General features: G+C 60.9%; 17 protein-coding genes. 11 read left to right on the forward strand and 6 right to left on the reverse strand.

What is annotated here, in order from left to right:
• Positions 1-5: 5 nt before the first annotated feature.
• Complete coding sequence (locus tag DKY63_RS30680) at positions 6-1,487, reverse strand: PAS domain-containing sensor histidine kinase (RefSeq protein ID WP_110967562.1); 1,482 nt, start codon at positions 1,485-1,487, stop codon at positions 6-8.
• A gap of 334 nt (positions 1,488-1,821) precedes the next feature.
• Between DKY63_RS30680 and DKY63_RS30685 the strand changes: the two genes are divergently transcribed.
• The 9 genes from DKY63_RS30685 (at position 1,822) to feaR (ending at position 9,771) form a co-directional block, all read left to right on the forward strand.
• Complete coding sequence (locus tag DKY63_RS30685; RefSeq protein ID WP_110967563.1) at positions 1,822-2,985, forward strand: acyl-CoA dehydrogenase family protein; 1,164 nt, start codon at positions 1,822-1,824, stop codon at positions 2,983-2,985.
• Positions 2,986-3,016: 31 nt separating this feature from the next.
• Complete coding sequence (locus DKY63_RS30690; protein ID WP_110967564.1) at positions 3,017-3,388, forward strand: hypothetical protein; 372 nt, start codon at positions 3,017-3,019, stop codon at positions 3,386-3,388.
• A gap of 3 nt (positions 3,389-3,391) precedes the next feature.
• Positions 3,392-3,877 carry a nuclear transport factor 2 family protein gene (locus DKY63_RS30695; RefSeq protein ID WP_110967565.1) on the forward strand — a complete coding sequence of 162 codons (486 nt, stop codon included), beginning with the start codon at positions 3,392-3,394 and terminating at the stop codon, positions 3,875-3,877.
• Positions 3,874-4,995 (forward strand): amidase, encoded by a 1,122-nt coding sequence (locus DKY63_RS30700; protein ID WP_110967566.1) that lies wholly within the window; start codon positions 3,874-3,876, stop codon positions 4,993-4,995. The genes DKY63_RS30695 and DKY63_RS30700 overlap by 4 nt, the downstream gene beginning before the upstream one ends.
• A gap of 46 nt (positions 4,996-5,041) precedes the next feature.
• The gene (locus DKY63_RS30705) at positions 5,042-6,325 is read left to right on the forward strand and encodes an aromatic ring-hydroxylating oxygenase subunit alpha (protein WP_110967567.1); all 1,284 of its coding nucleotides are present in this window, start codon (positions 5,042-5,044) and stop codon (positions 6,323-6,325) included.
• A complete protein-coding gene (locus DKY63_RS30710) occupies positions 6,322-6,822 on the forward strand; it encodes an aromatic-ring-hydroxylating dioxygenase subunit beta (RefSeq protein WP_110967568.1) in 501 nt (166 codons plus the stop codon). Before DKY63_RS30705 ends, DKY63_RS30710 begins: the two co-directional genes overlap by 4 nt.
• A gap of 10 nt (positions 6,823-6,832) precedes the next feature.
• Positions 6,833-7,573 carry an SDR family NAD(P)-dependent oxidoreductase gene (locus tag DKY63_RS30715; RefSeq protein ID WP_110967569.1) on the forward strand — a complete coding sequence of 247 codons (741 nt, stop codon included), beginning with the start codon at positions 6,833-6,835 and terminating at the stop codon, positions 7,571-7,573.
• Between the two features lie 173 nt (positions 7,574-7,746).
• Positions 7,747-8,697: a PDR/VanB family oxidoreductase gene (locus tag DKY63_RS30720; RefSeq protein ID WP_110967570.1), complete on the forward strand. Its 951-nt coding sequence runs from the start codon at positions 7,747-7,749 to the stop codon at positions 8,695-8,697.
• A 153-nt stretch (positions 8,698-8,850) separates the two neighbouring features.
• Positions 8,851-9,771: a transcriptional regulator FeaR gene (gene feaR / locus DKY63_RS30725; protein WP_110967571.1), complete on the forward strand. Its 921-nt coding sequence runs from the start codon at positions 8,851-8,853 to the stop codon at positions 9,769-9,771.
• Positions 9,772-10,047: 276 nt separating this feature from the next.
• Here the strand turns inward: feaR and DKY63_RS30735 are convergent, their stop codons facing one another.
• Positions 10,048-10,677 carry a response regulator transcription factor gene (locus DKY63_RS30735; RefSeq protein ID WP_110967572.1) on the reverse strand — a complete coding sequence of 210 codons (630 nt, stop codon included), beginning with the start codon at positions 10,675-10,677 and terminating at the stop codon, positions 10,048-10,050.
• A 257-nt stretch (positions 10,678-10,934) separates the two neighbouring features.
• Here DKY63_RS30735 and hpaC point away from each other — a divergent pair, with 257 nt between their 5' ends.
• The gene (hpaC, locus tag DKY63_RS30740) at positions 10,935-11,444 is read left to right on the forward strand and encodes a 4-hydroxyphenylacetate 3-monooxygenase, reductase component (protein WP_110967573.1); all 510 of its coding nucleotides are present in this window, start codon (positions 10,935-10,937) and stop codon (positions 11,442-11,444) included.
• Positions 11,445-11,830: 386 nt separating this feature from the next.
• Here hpaC and DKY63_RS30750 read toward each other — a convergent pair whose 3' ends face one another.
• The 4 genes from DKY63_RS30750 to DKY63_RS30770 all read right to left on the reverse strand — a co-directional run bounded on the left by DKY63_RS30750 (position 11,831) and on the right by DKY63_RS30770 (position 16,805).
• On the reverse strand, positions 11,831-12,844 hold the full coding sequence (locus tag DKY63_RS30750; protein WP_110967574.1) for a phosphotransferase enzyme family protein: 1,014 nt from the start codon (positions 12,842-12,844) through the stop codon (positions 11,831-11,833).
• A 9-nt stretch (positions 12,845-12,853) separates the two neighbouring features.
• Positions 12,854-14,131, reverse strand: a complete 1,278-nt coding sequence (locus DKY63_RS30755) for an aspartate aminotransferase family protein (protein WP_110967575.1) — start codon at positions 14,129-14,131, stop codon at positions 12,854-12,856.
• A complete protein-coding gene (locus tag DKY63_RS30760) occupies positions 14,124-15,437 on the reverse strand; it encodes an amino acid permease (protein ID WP_110967576.1) in 1,314 nt (437 codons plus the stop codon). Before DKY63_RS30760 ends, DKY63_RS30755 begins: the two co-directional genes overlap by 8 nt.
• Positions 15,438-15,884: 447 nt before the next feature.
• Positions 15,885-16,805, reverse strand: coding sequence for a hypothetical protein (locus DKY63_RS30770; protein ID WP_343327506.1), 921 nt, complete (start codon positions 16,803-16,805; stop codon positions 15,885-15,887).
• A 462-nt stretch (positions 16,806-17,267) separates the two neighbouring features.
• On the opposite strand from DKY63_RS30770, the gene DKY63_RS30775 reads away from it, so the two are divergent.
• Complete coding sequence (locus DKY63_RS30775) at positions 17,268-18,416, forward strand: hypothetical protein (RefSeq protein ID WP_110967577.1); 1,149 nt, start codon at positions 17,268-17,270, stop codon at positions 18,414-18,416.
• The last annotated feature ends 95 nt before the right edge of the window (positions 18,417-18,511 follow it).

The raw sequence follows: 18,511 nt of genomic DNA on the forward strand, positions 1-18,511 counted from the left end.
GCATATCAGGCGGGATTGGCGAGGGGAAGGGAGAAGGTGAACACAGCGCCGCTCGGCTCCAGGTTCTGCGCCCAGATATCCCCGCGATGGCGGCCGATGATGTTTTTGCACAATGCCAGGCCAATGCCGTTGCCGCTGACCTTGGAAGAGAAGAACCCGTCGAACAGCTTTTCCTGGGCCTGCGCCTGAATCCCGCGTCCACGGTCTTCGATGCGCACCAGCGCCACGCCATCGTCAGCACTGGCCTGGATGCGCAGCACGCGGCGTTCCATGGGCAGGTCGGCCATTTCTTCGATGGCGTTGAAGGCCAGGTTGAGGATCACCTGACCGATCAGCACCTTCTCGCAACTGACCATTAGCGGCGCGGGGGCGGTGATGACTTCCACCTTCACCAGGCTCGGATCGGCCCGCAGGCTGATGAAGTAACGGGTCTCGCGCAGCAGCTCGTTGAGGTCGATCAGCTCTTCGCTCTGCTCCAGCTTGACCACGTAGTCGCGCACGCTCTTGATGATCACCGAGGCATGCTCGATCTGCCGCACCGCGCTCTGCAGGCCCCAGACGACACCCTCGTCGCTACCGCCCGCGTTACCCAGGCGAATCAGCGTGCCTTCGATGAAATTGCGCGTGGCGGCCAGCGGCTGACTCAACTCGTGGGCAATCGCCACGGCCATTTCGCCCATGGCGTTGTAGCGCGCCAGGTATTCGAGTTTCTGTTCACTGACCCGCCGCGCCTCTTCGGCCTCTACCTGTTCGGTGACATCGCGGAACAGCAGCAGATGCCCCACCAGATCGTCCTCGATTTCGATAAAACGGCAGGTCGCGTCGTGCCAGCGCCACTCGCCGTCACGCCGCTGCACCTTGTAGTGCACGCTGAACGGCAAGTGCTCGGGCGTCTCGGCGGACAGTTGCGCAAGCAGGCGCTGGTGTGAAGCCTCGTCGCACCAGCCGAGAAAATTCTTGCCGATCAGCTTGTTCACATCGCTGTTGAGCAGGTGGGCGCCGGAGTCGCTGATAAAGCGAATTTCACCCTGCGGCCCCAGTACCGCCACGCCTTCTGCCAAATCCTGCATGAACGCCTTGAGCCGGCTTTCGAAGCGCTTGAGGTCGCGCTTGACCTTGTCCTCTTTGGAGATGTCGCGGAATTGCACCATCAACACATCGCGACCTTGCAGGTGCACCAGCGTCGCCACCGCCTCGGACAGAATCTCCACCCCTTGCTTGGAGCGATAGCACCACTCGATGGCGCGCTGGCCCTCGCGCGCGGCGCCCTCCAGCCAGCGCAAGCCCACTGAACGCCGGTACTTGGGCGCATCGCGGGTCATGTCCGGGGCCTTGAGCGGGGTCAATTCTTCGAGGGTAAAACCCAGCGCCGACAGGGCTGCGGCGTTGGCCCAGAGAATCTCCTTGCTGTGGGCATCGTGAAGAATGATGCACAGCGGCATGGCTTCGATCAGCGTGAAAAAGTCGTTCTGTTCAGGCAAGTACATCGCGCAGCCCTTGGCGGCAGGGGGTGGGGACCGGTGGTACCGGCAGTATGGCTTTTTATACCGACTCGCGCGCGGTGACGCGCTCAGAGGTAACGGGTGGCGGTCTAGGGGATTTCTTTAGGCGGGGGGCTGCACGCACCAATAGTTGTGCTCCGGTGCGGTTTTTACACTGGCTCCCAATGCAAGGGTAGACACACCGCTGATCCCTTGTGGGAGCAAAGCTTGCTCGCGATGGCGTCCTTGATATCGCCATCGCGGGCAAGCCTTGCTCCCACAGACAGAAGCAGCAACGCGGTGTCACCCCACCTAACAATAAGCAAAACGGAGAAAGCCCATGCTGCGTTCAGCGGTTGCGCAACAAGACGCCCCGGTCGGCGTTGACGAGCCTGTCGTCGACAGCCCGGCATTCCAGCGAGTACTGGATGAAGTGCGTCAGCGTCGCGAAGAGTTCGACAGCGTCTCCCATGTGCCACGGGACATGATCGAGCGCTTCAAGCAGGTGGGCATCTACCGCGCCGCCACGCCGAAATGCTTCGGCGGCGATGCCTTGGCGCCGGCCAAGTTCCTGCACATGATCGAGCGCATCTCCGAAGCCGACGGCTCGGCTGGCTGGGTCGCGAGCTTCGGCAGCGCCGGCGTCTATCTGGCCGCCTTGCCCAAGGAAACCCTGGCCGAACTTTACGCCGATAGCCCCGACCTGGTGTTCGCCGGTGGCCTGTTCCCGCTGCAACCGGCCGAAGCGGTCGACGGTGGCTGGCAGGTCAACGGCACCTGGAAATTCGCCAGCGGCTGTAAAGGCGCCGACCTGCTCGGCGTCGGCATCGGTGCCGCAGGCGGCAAGCCTCGCACCGCCGTGTTCCGCCCCGATCAGGTGGAAATCGTCGAGAACTGGGACGTGGTCGGCCTCAAGGGCACCGGTAGCCACGACCTGCGCGTGACCAACAAGCGCATCGATGAGCGCTGGACCTTCATCCGTGGCGGCGCCGCGACCATCGACGAACCGCTGTTCCGCTACCCATCGATTGCCTACGCCGCGCAAGTGCTGGCGGTGGTCAACCTGGGCCTGGCCCGCGCCGCCATCGACGAAGTCAGCCGCATGGCCAACGGCGGTGGCATCACCGGCGCGCCGAAGCTCTCCGACCGCGCCTATGTACGCATCGAAATCGCCAAGGCCGAAGCCAAGCTCGCGGCTGCCCGTGCCTTCTTCTACACCACCACCGAACAGGTGTGGGACTCGATCCTGGCCGGCAACCCGGTCACCCCGGAGCAGACCAGCCAGCTGCGCCTGTCCGCGATCCACGTGTCCCAGGCCGGCGCCGCCGTGGTGCAGAGCGCCTACAGCCTGGCCGGGACCACCGCGATTTACCTGCGCCATCCGCTGCAGCGCTACCTGCGCGACTCGATGGTGGTGACCCAGCACGCCTTCCTCAGCGAAGGGCTGTACGACGGCGCCGGCTCGGTGTTCCTCGGTGTGCAGCCGTTCCCTGGCTACATCTGATTTCTTCTCACTTTTTCAAGGTATCCATTTCATGTCGCAAGCCACTCAAGAACCACTGCGCGTCGTCTTCTGCATCGGCATCACCCAGAACTTTTTCGACCTGCCTACCGGCGAAGGCCTGGCCGTGTGGAAAGGCTTCAGCAAAATGATGGCCGACCTCGGCGCGATGCCTGGCATCACCGTGCTCGGCGCGATGGATGACGACCGTCTGATGGTCGGCCCGTCCACCACCTCGCCATGGACCGTGTACATCATGGCCGACGTCGACTGCCACCAGACGGTGATCGACGCCTGCAACCTGTTCCGCACCACGCCGGTGAACGAGTACAGCCTGTGGCGCTACGCCAAGGTCGAAGCGCGCATCGGTCGTCCGCTGACCATTCCAGACGCGGCCAAGGTGTAAGCCATGAACGAGGCCTTGCTCCAGCGTCTGGCGACGCTCGAAGGGGAAAGCGCTGTGCGTCGTTTGATGGCGCGCTACATGGACCTCTGCGATGTGCCAAGGGCGGCAGTGCATGTCAGCCAGTTGGCGCAGTTGTTCACCGAAGATGCGATCTGGGAAGGCCTCGGCACCCAGACCGCACAAACCTTCGGTCAGCACCGTGGACGCGAGGCCGTGGCGGCGTTTGTCGGCGGCTACCTGCCGCCCTCGGATCACTTCAGCCTGAACCTGCATTACCTCACCAGCGAGTCGATCGTGGTCGACGGCAATGCGGCGCAGGGGCAGTGGATCATGCAGCAGATTTCCACCTACGCGGATCAGCGCAGCGAGTTGTTCGGCACGCGCCTGAACATCGATTTCCGCTGCGTCGACGGCACCTGGCTGATCGCGCATTTCCGCACGCAACGCTTGTTCAACACTGACTTGTGCAAAAAGGGGCTGGGCGCATGAGCACCTTCATCAGCGAATTCCTCCTGGGCGGCAACGGCAAACGCGTGGCCATCAAGGACTCCATCGACATCGCCGGCTACCCGACCCGTTCCGGCAGCCGCGCGTTCGCCGATGCCCCGGCAGCGACGAAAAACGCCGAGGTGGTGGACGCCATTCTCGACGCCGGCTGGCAGATCGTCGGCAAGACCAACCTGCATGAACTGGCTTTTGGCGTCACCGGCATCAACGACTGGACCGGCACGCCGATCAACCCGCAAGCCCCTGACCGGGTGCCGGGCGGTTCCTCCAGTGGTTCGGCGTCGGCGGTGGCTGCGGGCCTGGCGGACATCGCCATCGGCACCGACACCGGTGGTTCGGTGCGGGTGCCGGCGGCGTGCTGCGGCATCGCCGGGCTCAAGCCAACCTATGGCCGGGTCAGCCGCGTTGGCGCCCATCCACTGGAGTCCAGCCTCGATTGCGTCGGCCCATTCGCCAAGAGCATGGACGATCTGATCGCGGCCATGCAGGTGATCTGCCCGGGCTTCAACGTCCAGGGCCTGCCTGCTGACGGTGCCAAGGTCGGCTTTCTCGACGTGGCTTGCGATGCGCATCTGCAAGCCAGCCTCGGGGCTGCCGCCGACCGCGCCGGCTGGCGTCGCAGCCACCTGCACTTGAGCGAGTTCGAGGCCGCCTTCACCGCCGGCCTGACCGTGATCAATTTTGAAAACTGGGCCGCGTTCGGTCACCTGACCGGCCAAGGCCTGATTGGCGCCGACGTGGAAACCCGTCTGCTGGCGGCCAGCCGTACGACTCGTGAAGAGCTCGCGGCGGCGGAAGCGGTACGCAGCCGCTTCACCCAACAGGTGGACGCCGCGCTGGAAGACTTCGCGGTGTTGCTGCTGCCAACGCTGCCGAGCCTGCCGCCGACCCTCAGCGAAGCCCGCGCCGGCAGCAAGGCCGTGGCCGGCATGACCCCGCTGGTGCGGCCATTCAACCTCAGCGGCCATCCGGCGCTGACGGTGCCGGTGGAACTCGATTGCGGCGGGCTGAAAGTCGGCCTGCAAATCGTCGGTCGCAAGGGACAGGACGAACTGGTCTGCGCCTTCGGTGCGCAGCTGCAACAGAGCATGGCCGGCTAAGCCTGGCTTTAAACGAATCATAAAAATAAGCCATGAGGAGAACCGCATGAGCACTCATGAATACCGGCTGATCGCAACGTCGAAAAGCCCCGAAGACCTGGTCCAGCACGACCGCGTCGATGTCTCGCTGTACAACGACCCGGCGCTGTTCGAAGCCGAGCTGGACAAGATTTTCTACCGCACCTGGGTGTGGGTTGCCCACGAGAGCGAAGTGCGCAACAGCGGCGACTTCAAGACCGCGATGATCGGTCGTCGCCCGGTGATCGTCGTGCGCGACAAGAAGAACAACATCAACGTGCTGGAAAACCGTTGCCGCCACCGTGGCGCCACCGTGTGCGAGAAGCACAAGGGCAACGCCACCGGTTTCACCTGCCCGTACCACAGCTGGTCCTACGGCCTGGACGGCAAGCTGCGTGCGCTGCCATACCCGGACGGCTATGAAGGCATCCTGGAAAAATCCGAGCTGCCACTGACCAGCCTGCGCGTGGAAAGCTATGCCGGCATGATCTTCGCCAGCTACAACGACGAGATCGAACCGCTGGAAGACTTCCTCGGCGGCGCCAAACACTGGATGGACCTGTTCATGAAGCAGGGCGCCGGCTACCCGATCAAGACCCAGGGCGAACACAAGTTCAGCTTCAAGGGCAACTGGAAGATCCAGCTGGAAAACACCACCGACGGTTACCACTTCCCGATCGTGCACAAGTCGTTCATGTCGTCGGTGGATGAAGAAACCTCGGAAATGCTTTCGTTCATGACCGACGAGCAAGCCGTGACCCACTCCCTGGGCAACGGCCACAGCGTCATGGTGATGGTGCCGGAGCACGTCGACCTGGATCACGACGACGGTACCGAACAACTGCAAGAGCGTTTTGCCCACGTCACCGAAGAACTGTCGAAAACCATGGAGCCTGCACAGGTTCGCCGCATCGTGCGTTCCCTGCACGGCGCCGGGTTCAACCTGAACCTGTTCCCCAACGTGGCCATGTCGATGTCGTTCTTCCGCGTGCTGCGCCCGGTGTCGGTCACCGAGACGGAAATCCGTCACGTGGCCCTGGGCATGGACGGCGGCCCGGAAATCGCCAACCGCGAGCGCATGCGCATTCACGAACACTTCCAGGGCCCGTTCGGTTTCGGCAGCCCCGATGACGCCGAGGCCTGGGACCGCGTGCAGCGCGGCTCGTATGCCGGCGTCGACGCGCCGATCCTGGTCAACCGCGGCCTGAACCGAGAAATCACCGCCGAGAACGGTGACAAAGTCAGCCACGCCACCGACGAAGGCGGCATGCGCGGTGCCTACGACATGTGGAAAAGGATGATGAGCCAATGAGCAATCAAGACACCCTGAACGGCTTCTCCGGCCCATTGGCCCAAGCCATCGAATTCATCTGGCGCGAAGCCGAACTGCTGGACCACAAGAACTACGCCGAGTGGGCGACCCTGTGGAGCGAAAGCGGCAAGTACATCGTGCCGATCGACCCGGACACCGAAGACTTCGAGGCGACGCTGAACTACGCCTACGACGACGCACGCATGCGTGCCTTGCGTATCGAGCGCCTGAGCGCCGGCTTCTCGCCATCGGCGGTGGACGCGGCGAAAACCATCCGCACCGTCTCGCGTTTCCGCCTGGTGGAAGCGGCCGGCGACATCGTTGAAGTCAACTCGGCGCAGCTGCTGTACGCCTACAAGCGCGGCGTGCACACGCCGTTCGTGGCCGACTTGAACCACCGCATTCGCTTCACCGACGGCGTGCCATCGCTGGAGCGCAAGGTCGTGCGCCTGATCAACTCCACCGACAGCCTGAGCGCGCTCGGCTTCCTGCTGTGAGGGCAACATCATGAGTCGAGTAGCCCTGGTCACAGGTGCCTCGCGCGGACTGGGCGAGTGCATCGCCCGCCGTCTGCACGCGGCGGGTTATCGCGTCGGCCTGGCTGATGTGCGCCTCGATGGCGTTCAGCAGTTGGCCGCCGAGTTGGATGGCAGCGGCGCCAGCGCCGTCGCCATCGAGCTGGATGTACGCAACAAGGCCGACTTCCAGCGTGCTCGCGACCTGCTCGCCGAGCGCTGGGGCGGCACCGACATTCTGGTGAACAACGCCGGCGTGTCGAAAGTCGCGGCGCTGATGGACATCACGCCGGAAGAGTTCGACGAGTCGATGGCGATCAACCTGCGCGGCACCTTCGTCGCTTGCCAGGTGTTCGGCGCGCATTTCGCCGAGCGTGGCTTCGGCCGCATCGTCAACATCGCGTCCCTGGCCGGGCAGAACGGCGGTACCGCCACCGGCGCGCACTACGCGGCGGCCAAGGGCGGCGTGGCGACCCTGACCAAGGTCTTCGCCCGTGAACTGGCGCCCCGTGGCGTGACGGTCAACAGCATTTCGCCAGGTCCGCTGGATTTGCCGGTGGTGCGCGAAACCGTGGCCCCGGAGCGTCTGGAACAGATTCTGAAGATGATCCCGGCCGGCAGCCTGGGCGACCCGACGTTCATCGCCGACAGCGTCCTGCTGCTGATTGCCGACAACGCGACCTCCGTAACCGGCGCGTGCCTGGACATCAATGGCGGCTTGTACATGCGTTGATCGCAGGAACATGCCCCTTGTAGGAGCGAGCATGCTCGCGATGGTCGTCAACGATGACGCTGGAAACCTGACACCCCGTGGTGACCTCAGGTTCATCGCGAGCAGGCTCGCTCCTACAGGGAACCCGCTCAAGACTTACCGTTTAACCGAAACAACAGAATTCAGGTGATGCAATGATGAAGGTGAAGATCGAAAGGATCGTCGACGAAGCGCTGGATATCCGCTCCTTTCGCCTCGTGCGCAGTGACGGCCAGCCGCTCGACACCTATGAGCCGGGTGCCCACGTCGACTTGACCGGCCCGACCGGTGTAACCCGCCAATACTCCCTGTGCAGCCCGCCACAGGATCGCCGCGCCTATCTGGTGGCGGTGAAGAAGGAAGCGCAATCGCGCGGCGGCTCGCTGGCCCTGCACGAGCAGGTGCAAGAGGGCATGGAGCTGGAGATGGGCGCGCCGCGCAACCTGTTCCGCCTCGATGAATCGGCCACCGAACACGTGCTGTTCGCCGCCGGCATCGGCGTGACGCCGCTGCTGAGCATGGCCTATCGTCTGGCCGAAAGCGGCCAGCCGTATCGCCTGCACTACTTTGCCCGTTCGGCCGAGTACGCGGCGTTCACCGAACTGCTGGCGACGAATTTTGCCGACCACGTGGAGTTCCACTACGGTGTCGAACCCGCCGACCTGGACGCCGCGCTGAGCGAGTGCCTGGACCGCGCCGGCAGCGACGCCCACGTCTACACCTGTGGCCCGGCGCCGTTCATGAACAAGGTGGTGGAAGTCGCGGCGCGCAGCCGTTCGGAGGATGCCATTCACCTGGAACACTTCGCCGCTGACCCGGCAGCCAACAGCGCGCCGACCGGCAGCTTCGAAGTGGAACTGGCCAGCTCCGGCGTGGTGCTTCACGTACCGGCCGACAGCAGCCTGGTGGATGTGTTGCAGGCCCATGGTTGCGACATCGACACCGAATGCCGCGAAGGCATCTGCGGCACGTGCATCGTCGAGGTGTTGGACGGGGTGCCGGAGCATCGCGACAACTGCCTGTCGAACAAGGAAAAGGCGTCCAACAAGCAGATTTGCGCCTGTGTTTCCCGGGCACTTTCCGCTCGTCTGGTATTGGACATCTAAGCGCTTATACGGCTGGAAAGCCGACGCCGGAGCCTGTTGAATGGGCGCCCGGCGGCCCCCAGGGAGGAGAGGCCGGTACATGAAAGATTTTTAACGAACCGCTCGACGAAGCGGTCGGAAAATAACAACAAAAAAACGTGAGGCTTTGCGGACATGATTACAGCATCGGCGGTGCGCAATGAGGCGTTCGAAACCTGGCTGAGCCAGGTCAACCAGGCCTGCGGGCGTTTCGATGCCCGTGCACTGGACACTGATTTTTATGGCGAGCTGGCGGAATTTCGCAGCGGCGCGATCAAACTCAGTGTGGTCGACATGGCGCACGTGCACCTGTATCGCTCCAGCAAGGACGTCAGCATCAGCAGCGACGGCCACTACTACGCGGTGTTCCAGATGCGCGGCAGTTCGCAGCTGGAGCAGGGCGACAACCGTGCGCAACTGGGGTGTGGCGACATCGCCCTGATCGACGCCAGCCGTCCGAGCGACATGACCTATAACCACGATTCCCGTCAGTTGTCGCTGATCCTGCCGCGCCAGGTGGTCGAGCGCGGTTCGCATTTCACGGCGGTCAACTGCGCCACGCGCATCGGCGCCAACAACCCGCTGGCCGCCATGGCCAACAAGCTGATCCTGGAAACCCGCCATCAGGAAGGGCTGGACATGCAGGAAAGCGAAGCGGTGCTCGACGCCCTGGCCAGCCTGCTGTTGCCCGGCGTCAGTGCCCGCGACAATGCCGGCGATGCCCACGAACGGCAGTTCCGCAAGATCATTGCCTTCATCGACGAACACATCAGCGAAGAAGCGCTGTGCCCCGAGCTGATCGCCCGTGAGGTGGGAATTTCGGTGCGCGGGCTGTACCGGATGTTCTCCAAGCGCGGCCTGGTGGTGGCGCAATACATCAAGCACCGTCGCCTGGATTTCTGCGCGGAAAACCTGCGCCGCAGCGATGTGGAACAGAAGCTCTCGGCGCTGTGTTATGCCTGGGGCTTTTCCGATTCCAGCTACTTTTCCTCGGCGTTCAAGTCACGCTTCGGCGTATCGCCAGGCGCCTATCGCAAGCGCTATAGCCAGAACTGACACCCGAAGCCCAATGTAGGAGCTGCCGAAGGCTGCGATCTTTTGATCTTGCTCTTTAAAAGCAAAATCAAAAGATCGCAGCCTTCGGCAGCTCCTACAGTTTTTGGTGGGTGTCAGGGGGCATGGATGTTGGATGTACTGGCCCCATCGCGGGCAAGCCTTGCTCCCACAGTGATCGGATTCGTACACAAAATCTGTGAACACCATCAAGAACTGTGGGAGCAAGGCTTGCCCGCGATGAGGGCCTCAAGATCCCTGAAGATCCAGCCCCCTATGTCAATGCCGCACCGGCTCCTCACCCGGCAAATGCAGCACCTCGCGCACCAGCATCGCAATGCTGCTCACGCCCATCTTTTCCTTGATCTTGGTCCGGTGCACATCAACGGTCTTCACGCTGATGTTCAGCTCCCGGGCGATCACCTTGCTGGCCTTGCCATCGATCACCAGCATCAACACCTCGCGCTCACGGCTGGTGAGCAGGGCGAGCTTGCCTTGCAGGTTCTGACGCTGCTGCTGATCCGCCTGGGCGTGCACGGCGGCCTTCAGCGCGGCCTGGATGCGGTCGATCATCTGCTGCGGGTTGTAGGGCTTCTCGACGAAGTCCAGGGCGCCGTTCTTCATCGCCGTGACCGACATCGGAATATCGCCATGGGCCGAGACGAAGATCGTCGGCAGGCTGCTGCCACGCTGGTTGAGGATTTCCTGCAACTGGAAGCCGCTGGTTTCCGGCATGCGCACGTCCAGCACCAGGCAGGCGGGCTGCTGGGGGTCGTACTGGCTGAGGAACTCTTCGGCGCCGGCAAAGCACTGGGCCTGGACGCTGACGGACTCCAGCAGCCACGCCAGCGAGGTGCGCAGGTCCTTGTCGTCGTCAACGATGTAAACAATCGGTTTGCGGGTTTCCATCGGGGCTGCCACGAAATTTCTAATTATTGTTTTCGCGCGTGAACGCGCGGCACGCATCGGCTCATCTTTTTGGAGCCAGATAGCAGGATACCCACTGTCACCGGCCCTTGCGATAAAGAAACCACCTAGTCGACTAGCGGAAAGCCTAGCTCAGTGTGGTGATCGCAAGAATGGTTGGGCTTGGTGCCCGGCCTTACTCTTGTTCCATCACCTACGGACCGCAAACGAACGGTCCTCCTGAAGGAAGGGGCAAAGACATGGCCGACCTGAGCCAGCAGCAAATCGACTTTCGCAACGCCATGGCGCAGTTGCCGGCGGCAGTGAACATCATCACCACCAACGGCCCCGGCGGCCGTTGCGGCATCACCGCCAGCGCGGTGTGCTCGGTGACCGATTCGCCACCCACCGTGCTGGTGTGCGTCAACCGCAACAGCGCCACCCACGATGTGTTCCGCACCAACGGCCGGCTGTGCGTGAACGTGCTGTGCGGCGAGCAGGAAGAACTGGCCCGGCACTTCGCCGGCATGACCAAGGTGCCGATGGACGAACGCTTCGCCTGGGACCTGTGGGACGACGGCGCCGCCGAAGTGCCGGTGCTGCGCGATGCGCTGGTGCAGCTGGAAGGGCGGATCAGCGAATGCAAGGAAGTGGGCTCGCATTCGGTGATGTTCGTTGAGCTTACGAAGGTCGGCGTGCGCGAACCGCGTGACAGCCTGGTGTACTTCAACCGCCTGTTCCATCGCCTGGAACATGCCAGCGCTGCGTGATTAGACCGCGTTATCGTTCAATCGCGGGCAAGCCTTGCTCCTACAGGTCTGTGTCGTTCACGCATTTCGTGATCGCCTCGAACTGTAGGAGCAAGGCTTGCCCGCGATGGCGGTGTGCCAGTCAATACAGATGTTGAATGTGCCGGCCTCATCGCGAGCAGGCTCGCTCCTACAGTGGATCTTCAGTGAACACAAAATCTGTGTCCGACTAAGATCCTGTGGGAGCAAGGCTTGCCCGCGATGGCGGTATGTCTTTCAACAAAGATGCTGAATGTGCCGGCCTCATCGCGAGCAGGCTCGCTCCCACAGTGGATCGGCTGTGAACACCAGGTTTGTGTCCGACAGCGATCCCCTGTAGGAGCGAGCCTGCTCGCGATAGCGGTGTATCAGACCTGCAAATATTCCCGAGCCAACCCACAAGCCCGCTCAATCAGCATCGGCGCCATTTCGATCGCCGTCTGGGTGCCTTTGCGGGTATGAATCCAGCCCAGGTAGGTGGTCCCGCGCAGCAGCAGAAACAGCGCCAGCGCCTGGCGATCCGCCTCGGTCAGTGGCTTGACCGCGTGGTAACCCTCGATCAGCTCCGCCTTGATCTGCTCATAACGCGGGTCATCCAGGCAGAAGTACAGGGCGGTGGCCAGTTCGAACATGTGCCAGCCAAACCCGGCGTCGTCAAAGTCGATCAAACGCAGGCGCGGGCCTTCGATCAGCAGGTTCTCCGGCACCAGGTCGGCGTGGATCATGCCGAAGTTGCCCAGGTGCCGTCCGTACTGACGCAAGTCCTTGCGCGCCTGGCGCCGGGCCTGCTGCAGCAGATCCCGCTGCTCATCGGTCAATTGCTCCAACTCCCAGAAACGCCCCCAGAACGGGTTGGCGCCAATCAGGCCTTCCTCATCCCAGGCGTGCCGGACGAACTCGTCCGGCTGCTGCCAATCCGCTGAATGCAGGTGAATGCGCGCGGCAAGCGCACCGGCCTCGCGGAACAGGAAATCGATCTCGGTATCAGCCTGTACCCCGGCTTCGGAGGTGCCTGCGGTCGCACCCGGCAGCCAGGCGAGCATGTCGACATGACGCTCGCCAATCTGTGCGTGGCTCACCTCGATCAAATGCCGCTGGTCCTGCGCACGGATAATCTGCGGCACGGTGATCCCGGCGCATTCCAGCGCCTCCATCCATTGCAGCTCGGAGCGCAGCGCCGCCTCGCAGTGATAGCCGTTGCGATGGATGCGCAGGGCCACGCGCTGGCCGTCGTGACGCCAGGCGGAGAACACCGCGTTCTCGCGGTATTTCACCAGTTCGATGTCGGCGAAATCGCCTTCCCAGTGTTGCAGGGCATGGCGCGCCAGATCGTGCAGATGAGCGACCTGCTGGTCATGGCTCAAGGTATTGAATTCAGTCATGACAGATCCTCAGATGGCGCTCAGCGCCTGGTCCAGTGTGTCTACGAACAGGTCGGCGTGTTCACGGCCGAACACCAGCGGCGGGCGCAGTTTGAGGATGTTGTCGCCGGCGCCGATCTTGCTGATCAGCACGCCGTTATCGCGCATGTCGTTGACCACCTTGCGCGCTTCCAGGCCGGCGGGCTCCTTGCTGGCGTGATCGCGCACCAGTTCCATGGCGAAGAACAGTCCCTTGCCGCGCACATCACCGATGATCGAATGCTTGTCGGCCAGCGCCTGCAAACGCTGCTGCACATAGGCGCCGACGCCTTGCGCGTTTTGCAGCAGTTGCCGCTCTTCAATTTCGTCCAGCACCGCCATGCCCACCGCAGCCGCCACCGGCGAGCCACCGAAGGTGTTGAAATACATGGCGTTGCGGCCAAAGGACTCGACCAGCGCCTTGTGGGTGATCAAGCCGGCCAGCGGGTAGCCGTTACCCATGGGCTTGCCGAGGGTGACGATGTCCGGCGTCACGCCGTGGGCCTGGTGGCCCCACAGGTGATCGCCGGTGCGACCGAAACCGGACTGCACTTCGTCGGCGATGAACAGGCCACCCGCCGCGCGGATCAGCTCGGCGGCCTTGGCGACGAAGCTGGCTGGTACCCGTGGCAAACCTTCGTTGGCGAACAGGGTGTCGATCAACAATGCCGCCGGGCGAATGCCCTGGGCCTGAATCGAAGCGATCGCGGCGGCGATGTTGGCGGCGTACTCATTTGCCAGTTGCGCTTCGGTGGTGCCGGCGGGTGCGCGGTACAGGCACGGAATCGGCACGGCGCGGGCGTGGGCGGCGAAGGGTTCCGGCGAGGGCAGGGCGGTGGTGACTTCGGCCAGGGACGCCGAGTTACCGTGGTAGTTGTAATCGCTGACGATGATCCCGGTGCCGCCACTGGCGAAGCGCGCCAGGCGCAGCGCCAGTTCGTTGGCTTCAGTGCCGGTGCAGGTGAACATCGCCGTGTCCAGCGGCTGGCCGAACGTGGCGGTCAGGCGCTCGGCGTAGCGCACCACTTGCTCGTCCAGGTAGCGGGTGTGGATGTTCAGGGTGGTGGCCTGGCGATGCATCGCCTCGACCACACGCGGGTTGCAATGACCCACGCAAGGCACGTTGTTGTAGACGTCCAGGTAGCGGCGACCGTCGACGTCGAACAGCCACACGCCTTCGCCGCGTACCAGGTGCAGTGGCTTGTCGTAGAACAGTGGCGAGGCGCTGCCGAGGACGCGGTGGCGGCGTTGCAGGAGAGTGTCAGGCATGGTCTGGAACCTCGATGACTGGGCTGCGACGAGTGCGCAGCAGGAAGTTGATAATGCACAGGACGAAGGTCGCGGCGAGGGCGAGCAACATCTTCAAATCGAGCTGGAAGCAGGCGGCGATCACCACCAGCGTCAGCGCCAGGCCCAGCCAGGCGACCAGCTTTCCGCCAATCAGGCTGAACGGGCGCGGCAGGTCCGGCTGGCTGGTTTTGATGCGCAGGTAGGCGCCGAAGATGAACAGGTAGCAAACGTTGAGCAGCAGCACGACCGCGAGCATCACGGTGGCCGGATCGACCTCGGACAACGGCAGGCCGATGGCGCCGATCAGCAACAGCGCAGGGAATGGCGTGCCACGCTTGCCGGTCTTGCCCAGCCATTGCGGGAACAGGCCATCGCGGGCCATGGCGAACAGTTGCCGGGAAGCGGCGTAGACCAGGGAGAAGAAGGTGGCGATCAAACCGAACACGCCGCCGCAGCCGATGACCTTGGCCAGCCACGAGCCTTCACCGAAGGCACTGTTGCTGGACATCGCCGCGTACAACGGATCGCCTGCCGAACCCACCAGCTCGACACCACCGGCGCCCGGTGCGCAAACCAGCACCACCAGGGCGGTGACCAGCAGGGTGCCGATCGCCGCGAGAATGCCACGGGGCATGGTGCGGCCAGGGTTGTCCGCTTCTTCCGCCGCCGAACCGGTTTGCTCGACGGTGATGAACAGCCAGATGGCGAACGGCACACAGGCGAAGATGCCGGCAAGGCTCACCGGGGTGGTGACGTTGGCCGGCAGCACCAGCAGGTTGGTAAGTTCCACGTGCGGCGCCATGGCCACACCGAAGGTCAGCAGGGCCGCGACAGCGATCACGCCGGCAATGAAGGTCAGGCCCATGGCCTCGCCGACACCGCGCAGGTGGATGCCGATAATCACCGCGAACAGGGCGATCTTCACCGTCCAGCCGCCGATGCCGAAAATCGACTCGGTGTAGGCGCAGATGAAGGTCGCGGCGGCACCGGTGCCGATGGTCAATGCCAGCGCACAGGCCACACCCACCAGGTAACCCACGAACGGCCCGAACGCGGTTTGCGCATAAACAAACACGCCGCCGGCACTGGGCAATGCGGTGGATAGCTCCGCCACGCACAACGCCAGGCCACCGCACAACAGCGCCATCAACAAGGTGGCGATCAGCATGTTCAGCCAGCCGCCGGCGGCCAATCCGAAGTTCCAACCGGAAAACTGCCCGGCCACCACCAACGCAATTCCAAGGCCGGCAATCTTTGGCCAGCCCAACGCACTTTTCTTGAGCACAGAAGTCTCCCGCGACCCGAAGGCCGATTTATTGTTTTAGTGAGAAATGGAGGGGGTTCAGCGTTGCTTGCGCCCACTGGAAGGGGCTGATCTCGATACTACGCGCGGGGTGCGGCGCGGCATGTTTGCGTGCGTGCCAGGTGGTTGATTGTGGGTGCCAGATTGGGTGAGCTTAGTGGGATCCCTGTGGGAGCGAGCTTGCTCGCGATGGCAGTGTGTCAGTCGACATTGATGTTGAATGTGCGGGCCTCATCGCGAGCAGGCTCGCTCCTACAGGGGCTTGGTAGCGAACACGGGATTTGTGTACGACGCAAATCAACTGTAGGAGCGAGCCTGCTCGCGATGGCGATATTTCGGGAGGACTCTGAACTTTTTTGTTAGCGCTGACATTGGACATTACGCTGAGTATTTAACTTGCTTGGCAAGTACTTTGGTTTGGTTGAGGTTTTAGTGTGTCGGGCTCACAGTAACAGCAGGACTCAGGAAATCTATGTGATAACCGGAAGAACCATCCCCAATGGCTAAGTGAATTCCACGAATTCCTTCATTCAACTGAGAGTTTACTTTGTAGTCGATGCTTGTCTCGATGGATTCGTTTACCCCGATAGCAAATTCCGTCAGCCTTAGGCCGCGAGGACCTGCTGCAAGATCCAAAAGTTTTATGTGTTCCTGATTTTTTACTTTTAGCGAAGTGATGGTGTTGTCTTCAATAGATAGTACGGCTCCCTCATCAGATAGGAGATCGCTCAGCCATGTCAAGGAAGCCTTAAGACCTTCTGGTAGTGTTGGGTTGTGCTTCCTGAGTACGATGAGTATTCCAGATGCTCTTACAGTTCCACTCACGGAAAAGGGACAGGGCTCTCGGGGGTTCATATGTGCATAGTGTACTTCAAAGAACTCCGCTACAGAGTGAATGAAGTCATCTTCTATGTCTTCGGTAATTAATCCATAGGGCTGGGCACCGGGGTAAATTCTGACGCGAGCATTTGTATCGTTTCCAGATAGAGAAAAGGACTGATGGGAATTGAGCATGTTCAGCATTGATCGTTGTGTTATCAGTGCTTTTTCAAAGTCACTTTCAAGAAGCAATTTCAGACTGTAGAGCGCACTGTCTATTGAAGGGTCAAATACCTGCAATGCACAGAATATACTTTTTTTGCTTTGGGTATTTTTCGCTATTTCAAATGTCGATTTTGCGGCGTTATTTGTGAATGAGAAGATGATGCTGTGCTTCGGAAGTCTTTCTATGCTCGAGATGTTGGCTGTTTTGAAGCCCAATTTCGAACACTCATCGAGGAAATATTCAGAGTCGGAAATTATTGAAATGTCTTCTCCGCCAAAAAACGTGCTGATTAGATTTGATGACATGATTACCTCCTTGGTTAGCAGGCGCCAAGGAAATCCTTGACGCCCATTCACACACGTATCAACCACTATTCAGTGAAGGCCCATGCTAAAGGTGCCCATCCAAAGTTATCCGGGCCAGAGGTGATACGGTTGAGCTTTTCCTGAATGAACGCTTCTTCTTTCATTTTGATCATCCTTTTTCATTAAGTGGTTTTTAATCCCTGAGGTGTCAGGGCGGAGTAATTAATGCAGATTTTTTTGCGGTATTAAATAGAAAATTTATTTGTTTTTAGAGTGATTGAATCTTAGGGGTTCGGAGTAAAAAACTTTTAAGTTATTAATGTAGGAGATGTCTGTAATCTCGCTCTGAAAATCTATTTTCCAGCGATTTTTTCGTTGTGGTTACATTTTTGATGTCGTTAACTTTCTTTGTGGGCTTTCGAATCAGAAAGCATTGTTCGACTATCAGTAAGGAACGGTTAAGTGCAGAAATCGAAGAAATATCTGACGGATGAATCTGTGCATCAAGCCCTGCTAATGACCGATCTAACAGAGATGGCGGCGCCTGAACACGCCATTCGCCTACTGTTGAAAGAGGTCCTTCAAGGGCTAACTGATAACGGTTGGCCTAAAGCACAGTTGCAGACAGGGCCGCGAATTGTTTCTGCCGAAGAAAATTATGGACTGCTAGGTTACGAGTCGTCAGAAGTTACTCTTGGGAGTGCACATACACGCTGGGTCGACGAGAGCTCATTGTTGCGAACACAAACCACCAGTCAAATTCCGGCGGCGCTTCAGCGTGCGGCAAAAGTGCGAGAGCCTGGGGAGTTAATACTACTTGCCGCCCCCGGTATTACTTTCCGCCGCGACAGTCGGGATCGTTGGCATTGTGCGGAACCCCATCAGATGGATATTTGGGTGCTGGGTAATCCGGAACTGGCAACGCATGAGCACTTGTTGCGTCTTGTGAGCGATATCCTCAAATCTGCGGTGCCTGGCAAGTCCTGGATCTACAGTGATAGTCCTCATCACTATACGGAGGGCGGCATCGAAGTGAATGTGTTGAAAGACGGTGTTCCGGTGGAGGTGCTGGAGTGCGGTCGAATAGCAAAATCCTTGTTGGAGCGTCTGGAGATAGATCCTGCACGCCATGGAGGGCTGGCGCTTGGAATGGGCCTGGATCGACTGACCATGCTGCGCAAAGGAATCCCGGACATTCGTTTGCTGCGTGACCAGAACGAACGGGTGCAGGCGCAGATGCATGATTTGAATCCGTGGAGTGCAGTATCACGGTTGCCTTCCATTGCGCGTGATATTTCGTTGGCGGTAACGCCGGGCTTGAGTGAGGAAGTGTTGACCGAAAGGATGTTGCAGGCCGCCGGTACTTGTTCCGACTGGATCGAGGAGATGCAGGTAAAAGGGCGCTGGCAAATCGCTGATTTACCGCCTCAGGCCATCGAGCGATTAGGGCTTCTGCCGGGGCAGGAAAATGTGCTGCTACGCGTTGTGCTGCGTGATTGTTCCAGATCAATCACAACTGCCGAGGCGAACGCCTTGTATTCGAAAATCCAGTCGGCGCTGCATGAAGGGGCGCCGGGTGCCGGTTACAGGATGGACCTTCCTGGTGTTTAGCAGGCATTGATATTGAATGTGCCGACCCCATCGCGAGCAGGCTCGCTCCCACAGGGGCTTGGTAGCGAACACGGGATTTGTGTACGACGCAAATC

It is taken from the genome of Pseudomonas putida (genome assembly GCF_003228315.1).
GTDB classification, from domain to species: domain Bacteria; phylum Pseudomonadota; class Gammaproteobacteria; order Pseudomonadales; family Pseudomonadaceae; genus Aquipseudomonas; species Aquipseudomonas putida_S.

Bases quoted from the DNA above. Each gene is read 5' to 3' on its own strand.
- DKY63_RS30680 (WP_110967562.1), bottom strand. From the start codon at position 1,487: ATGTACTTGCCTGAACAGAACGACTTTTTCACGCTGATCGAAGCCATG.
- DKY63_RS30685 (WP_110967563.1), top strand. From the start codon at position 1,822: ATGCTGCGTTCAGCGGTTGCGCAACAAGACGCCCCGGTCGGCGTTGAC.
- DKY63_RS30690 (WP_110967564.1), top strand. From the start codon at position 3,017: ATGTCGCAAGCCACTCAAGAACCACTGCGCGTCGTCTTCTGCATCGGC.
- DKY63_RS30695 (WP_110967565.1), top strand. From the start codon at position 3,392: ATGAACGAGGCCTTGCTCCAGCGTCTGGCGACGCTCGAAGGGGAAAGC.
- DKY63_RS30700 (WP_110967566.1), top strand. From the start codon at position 3,874: ATGAGCACCTTCATCAGCGAATTCCTCCTGGGCGGCAACGGCAAACGC.
- DKY63_RS30705 (WP_110967567.1), top strand. From the start codon at position 5,042: ATGAGCACTCATGAATACCGGCTGATCGCAACGTCGAAAAGCCCCGAA.
- DKY63_RS30710 (WP_110967568.1), top strand. From the start codon at position 6,322: ATGAGCAATCAAGACACCCTGAACGGCTTCTCCGGCCCATTGGCCCAA.
- DKY63_RS30715 (WP_110967569.1), top strand. From the start codon at position 6,833: ATGAGTCGAGTAGCCCTGGTCACAGGTGCCTCGCGCGGACTGGGCGAG.
- DKY63_RS30720 (WP_110967570.1), top strand. From the start codon at position 7,747: ATGATGAAGGTGAAGATCGAAAGGATCGTCGACGAAGCGCTGGATATC.
- feaR (WP_110967571.1), top strand. From the start codon at position 8,851: ATGATTACAGCATCGGCGGTGCGCAATGAGGCGTTCGAAACCTGGCTG.
- DKY63_RS30735 (WP_110967572.1), bottom strand. From the start codon at position 10,677: ATGGAAACCCGCAAACCGATTGTTTACATCGTTGACGACGACAAGGAC.
- hpaC (WP_110967573.1), top strand. From the start codon at position 10,935: ATGGCCGACCTGAGCCAGCAGCAAATCGACTTTCGCAACGCCATGGCG.
- DKY63_RS30750 (WP_110967574.1), bottom strand. From the start codon at position 12,844: ATGACTGAATTCAATACCTTGAGCCATGACCAGCAGGTCGCTCATCTG.
- DKY63_RS30755 (WP_110967575.1), bottom strand. From the start codon at position 14,131: ATGCCTGACACTCTCCTGCAACGCCGCCACCGCGTCCTCGGCAGCGCC.
- DKY63_RS30770 (WP_343327506.1), bottom strand. From the start codon at position 16,805: ATGTCATCAAATCTAATCAGCACGTTTTTTGGCGGAGAAGACATTTCA.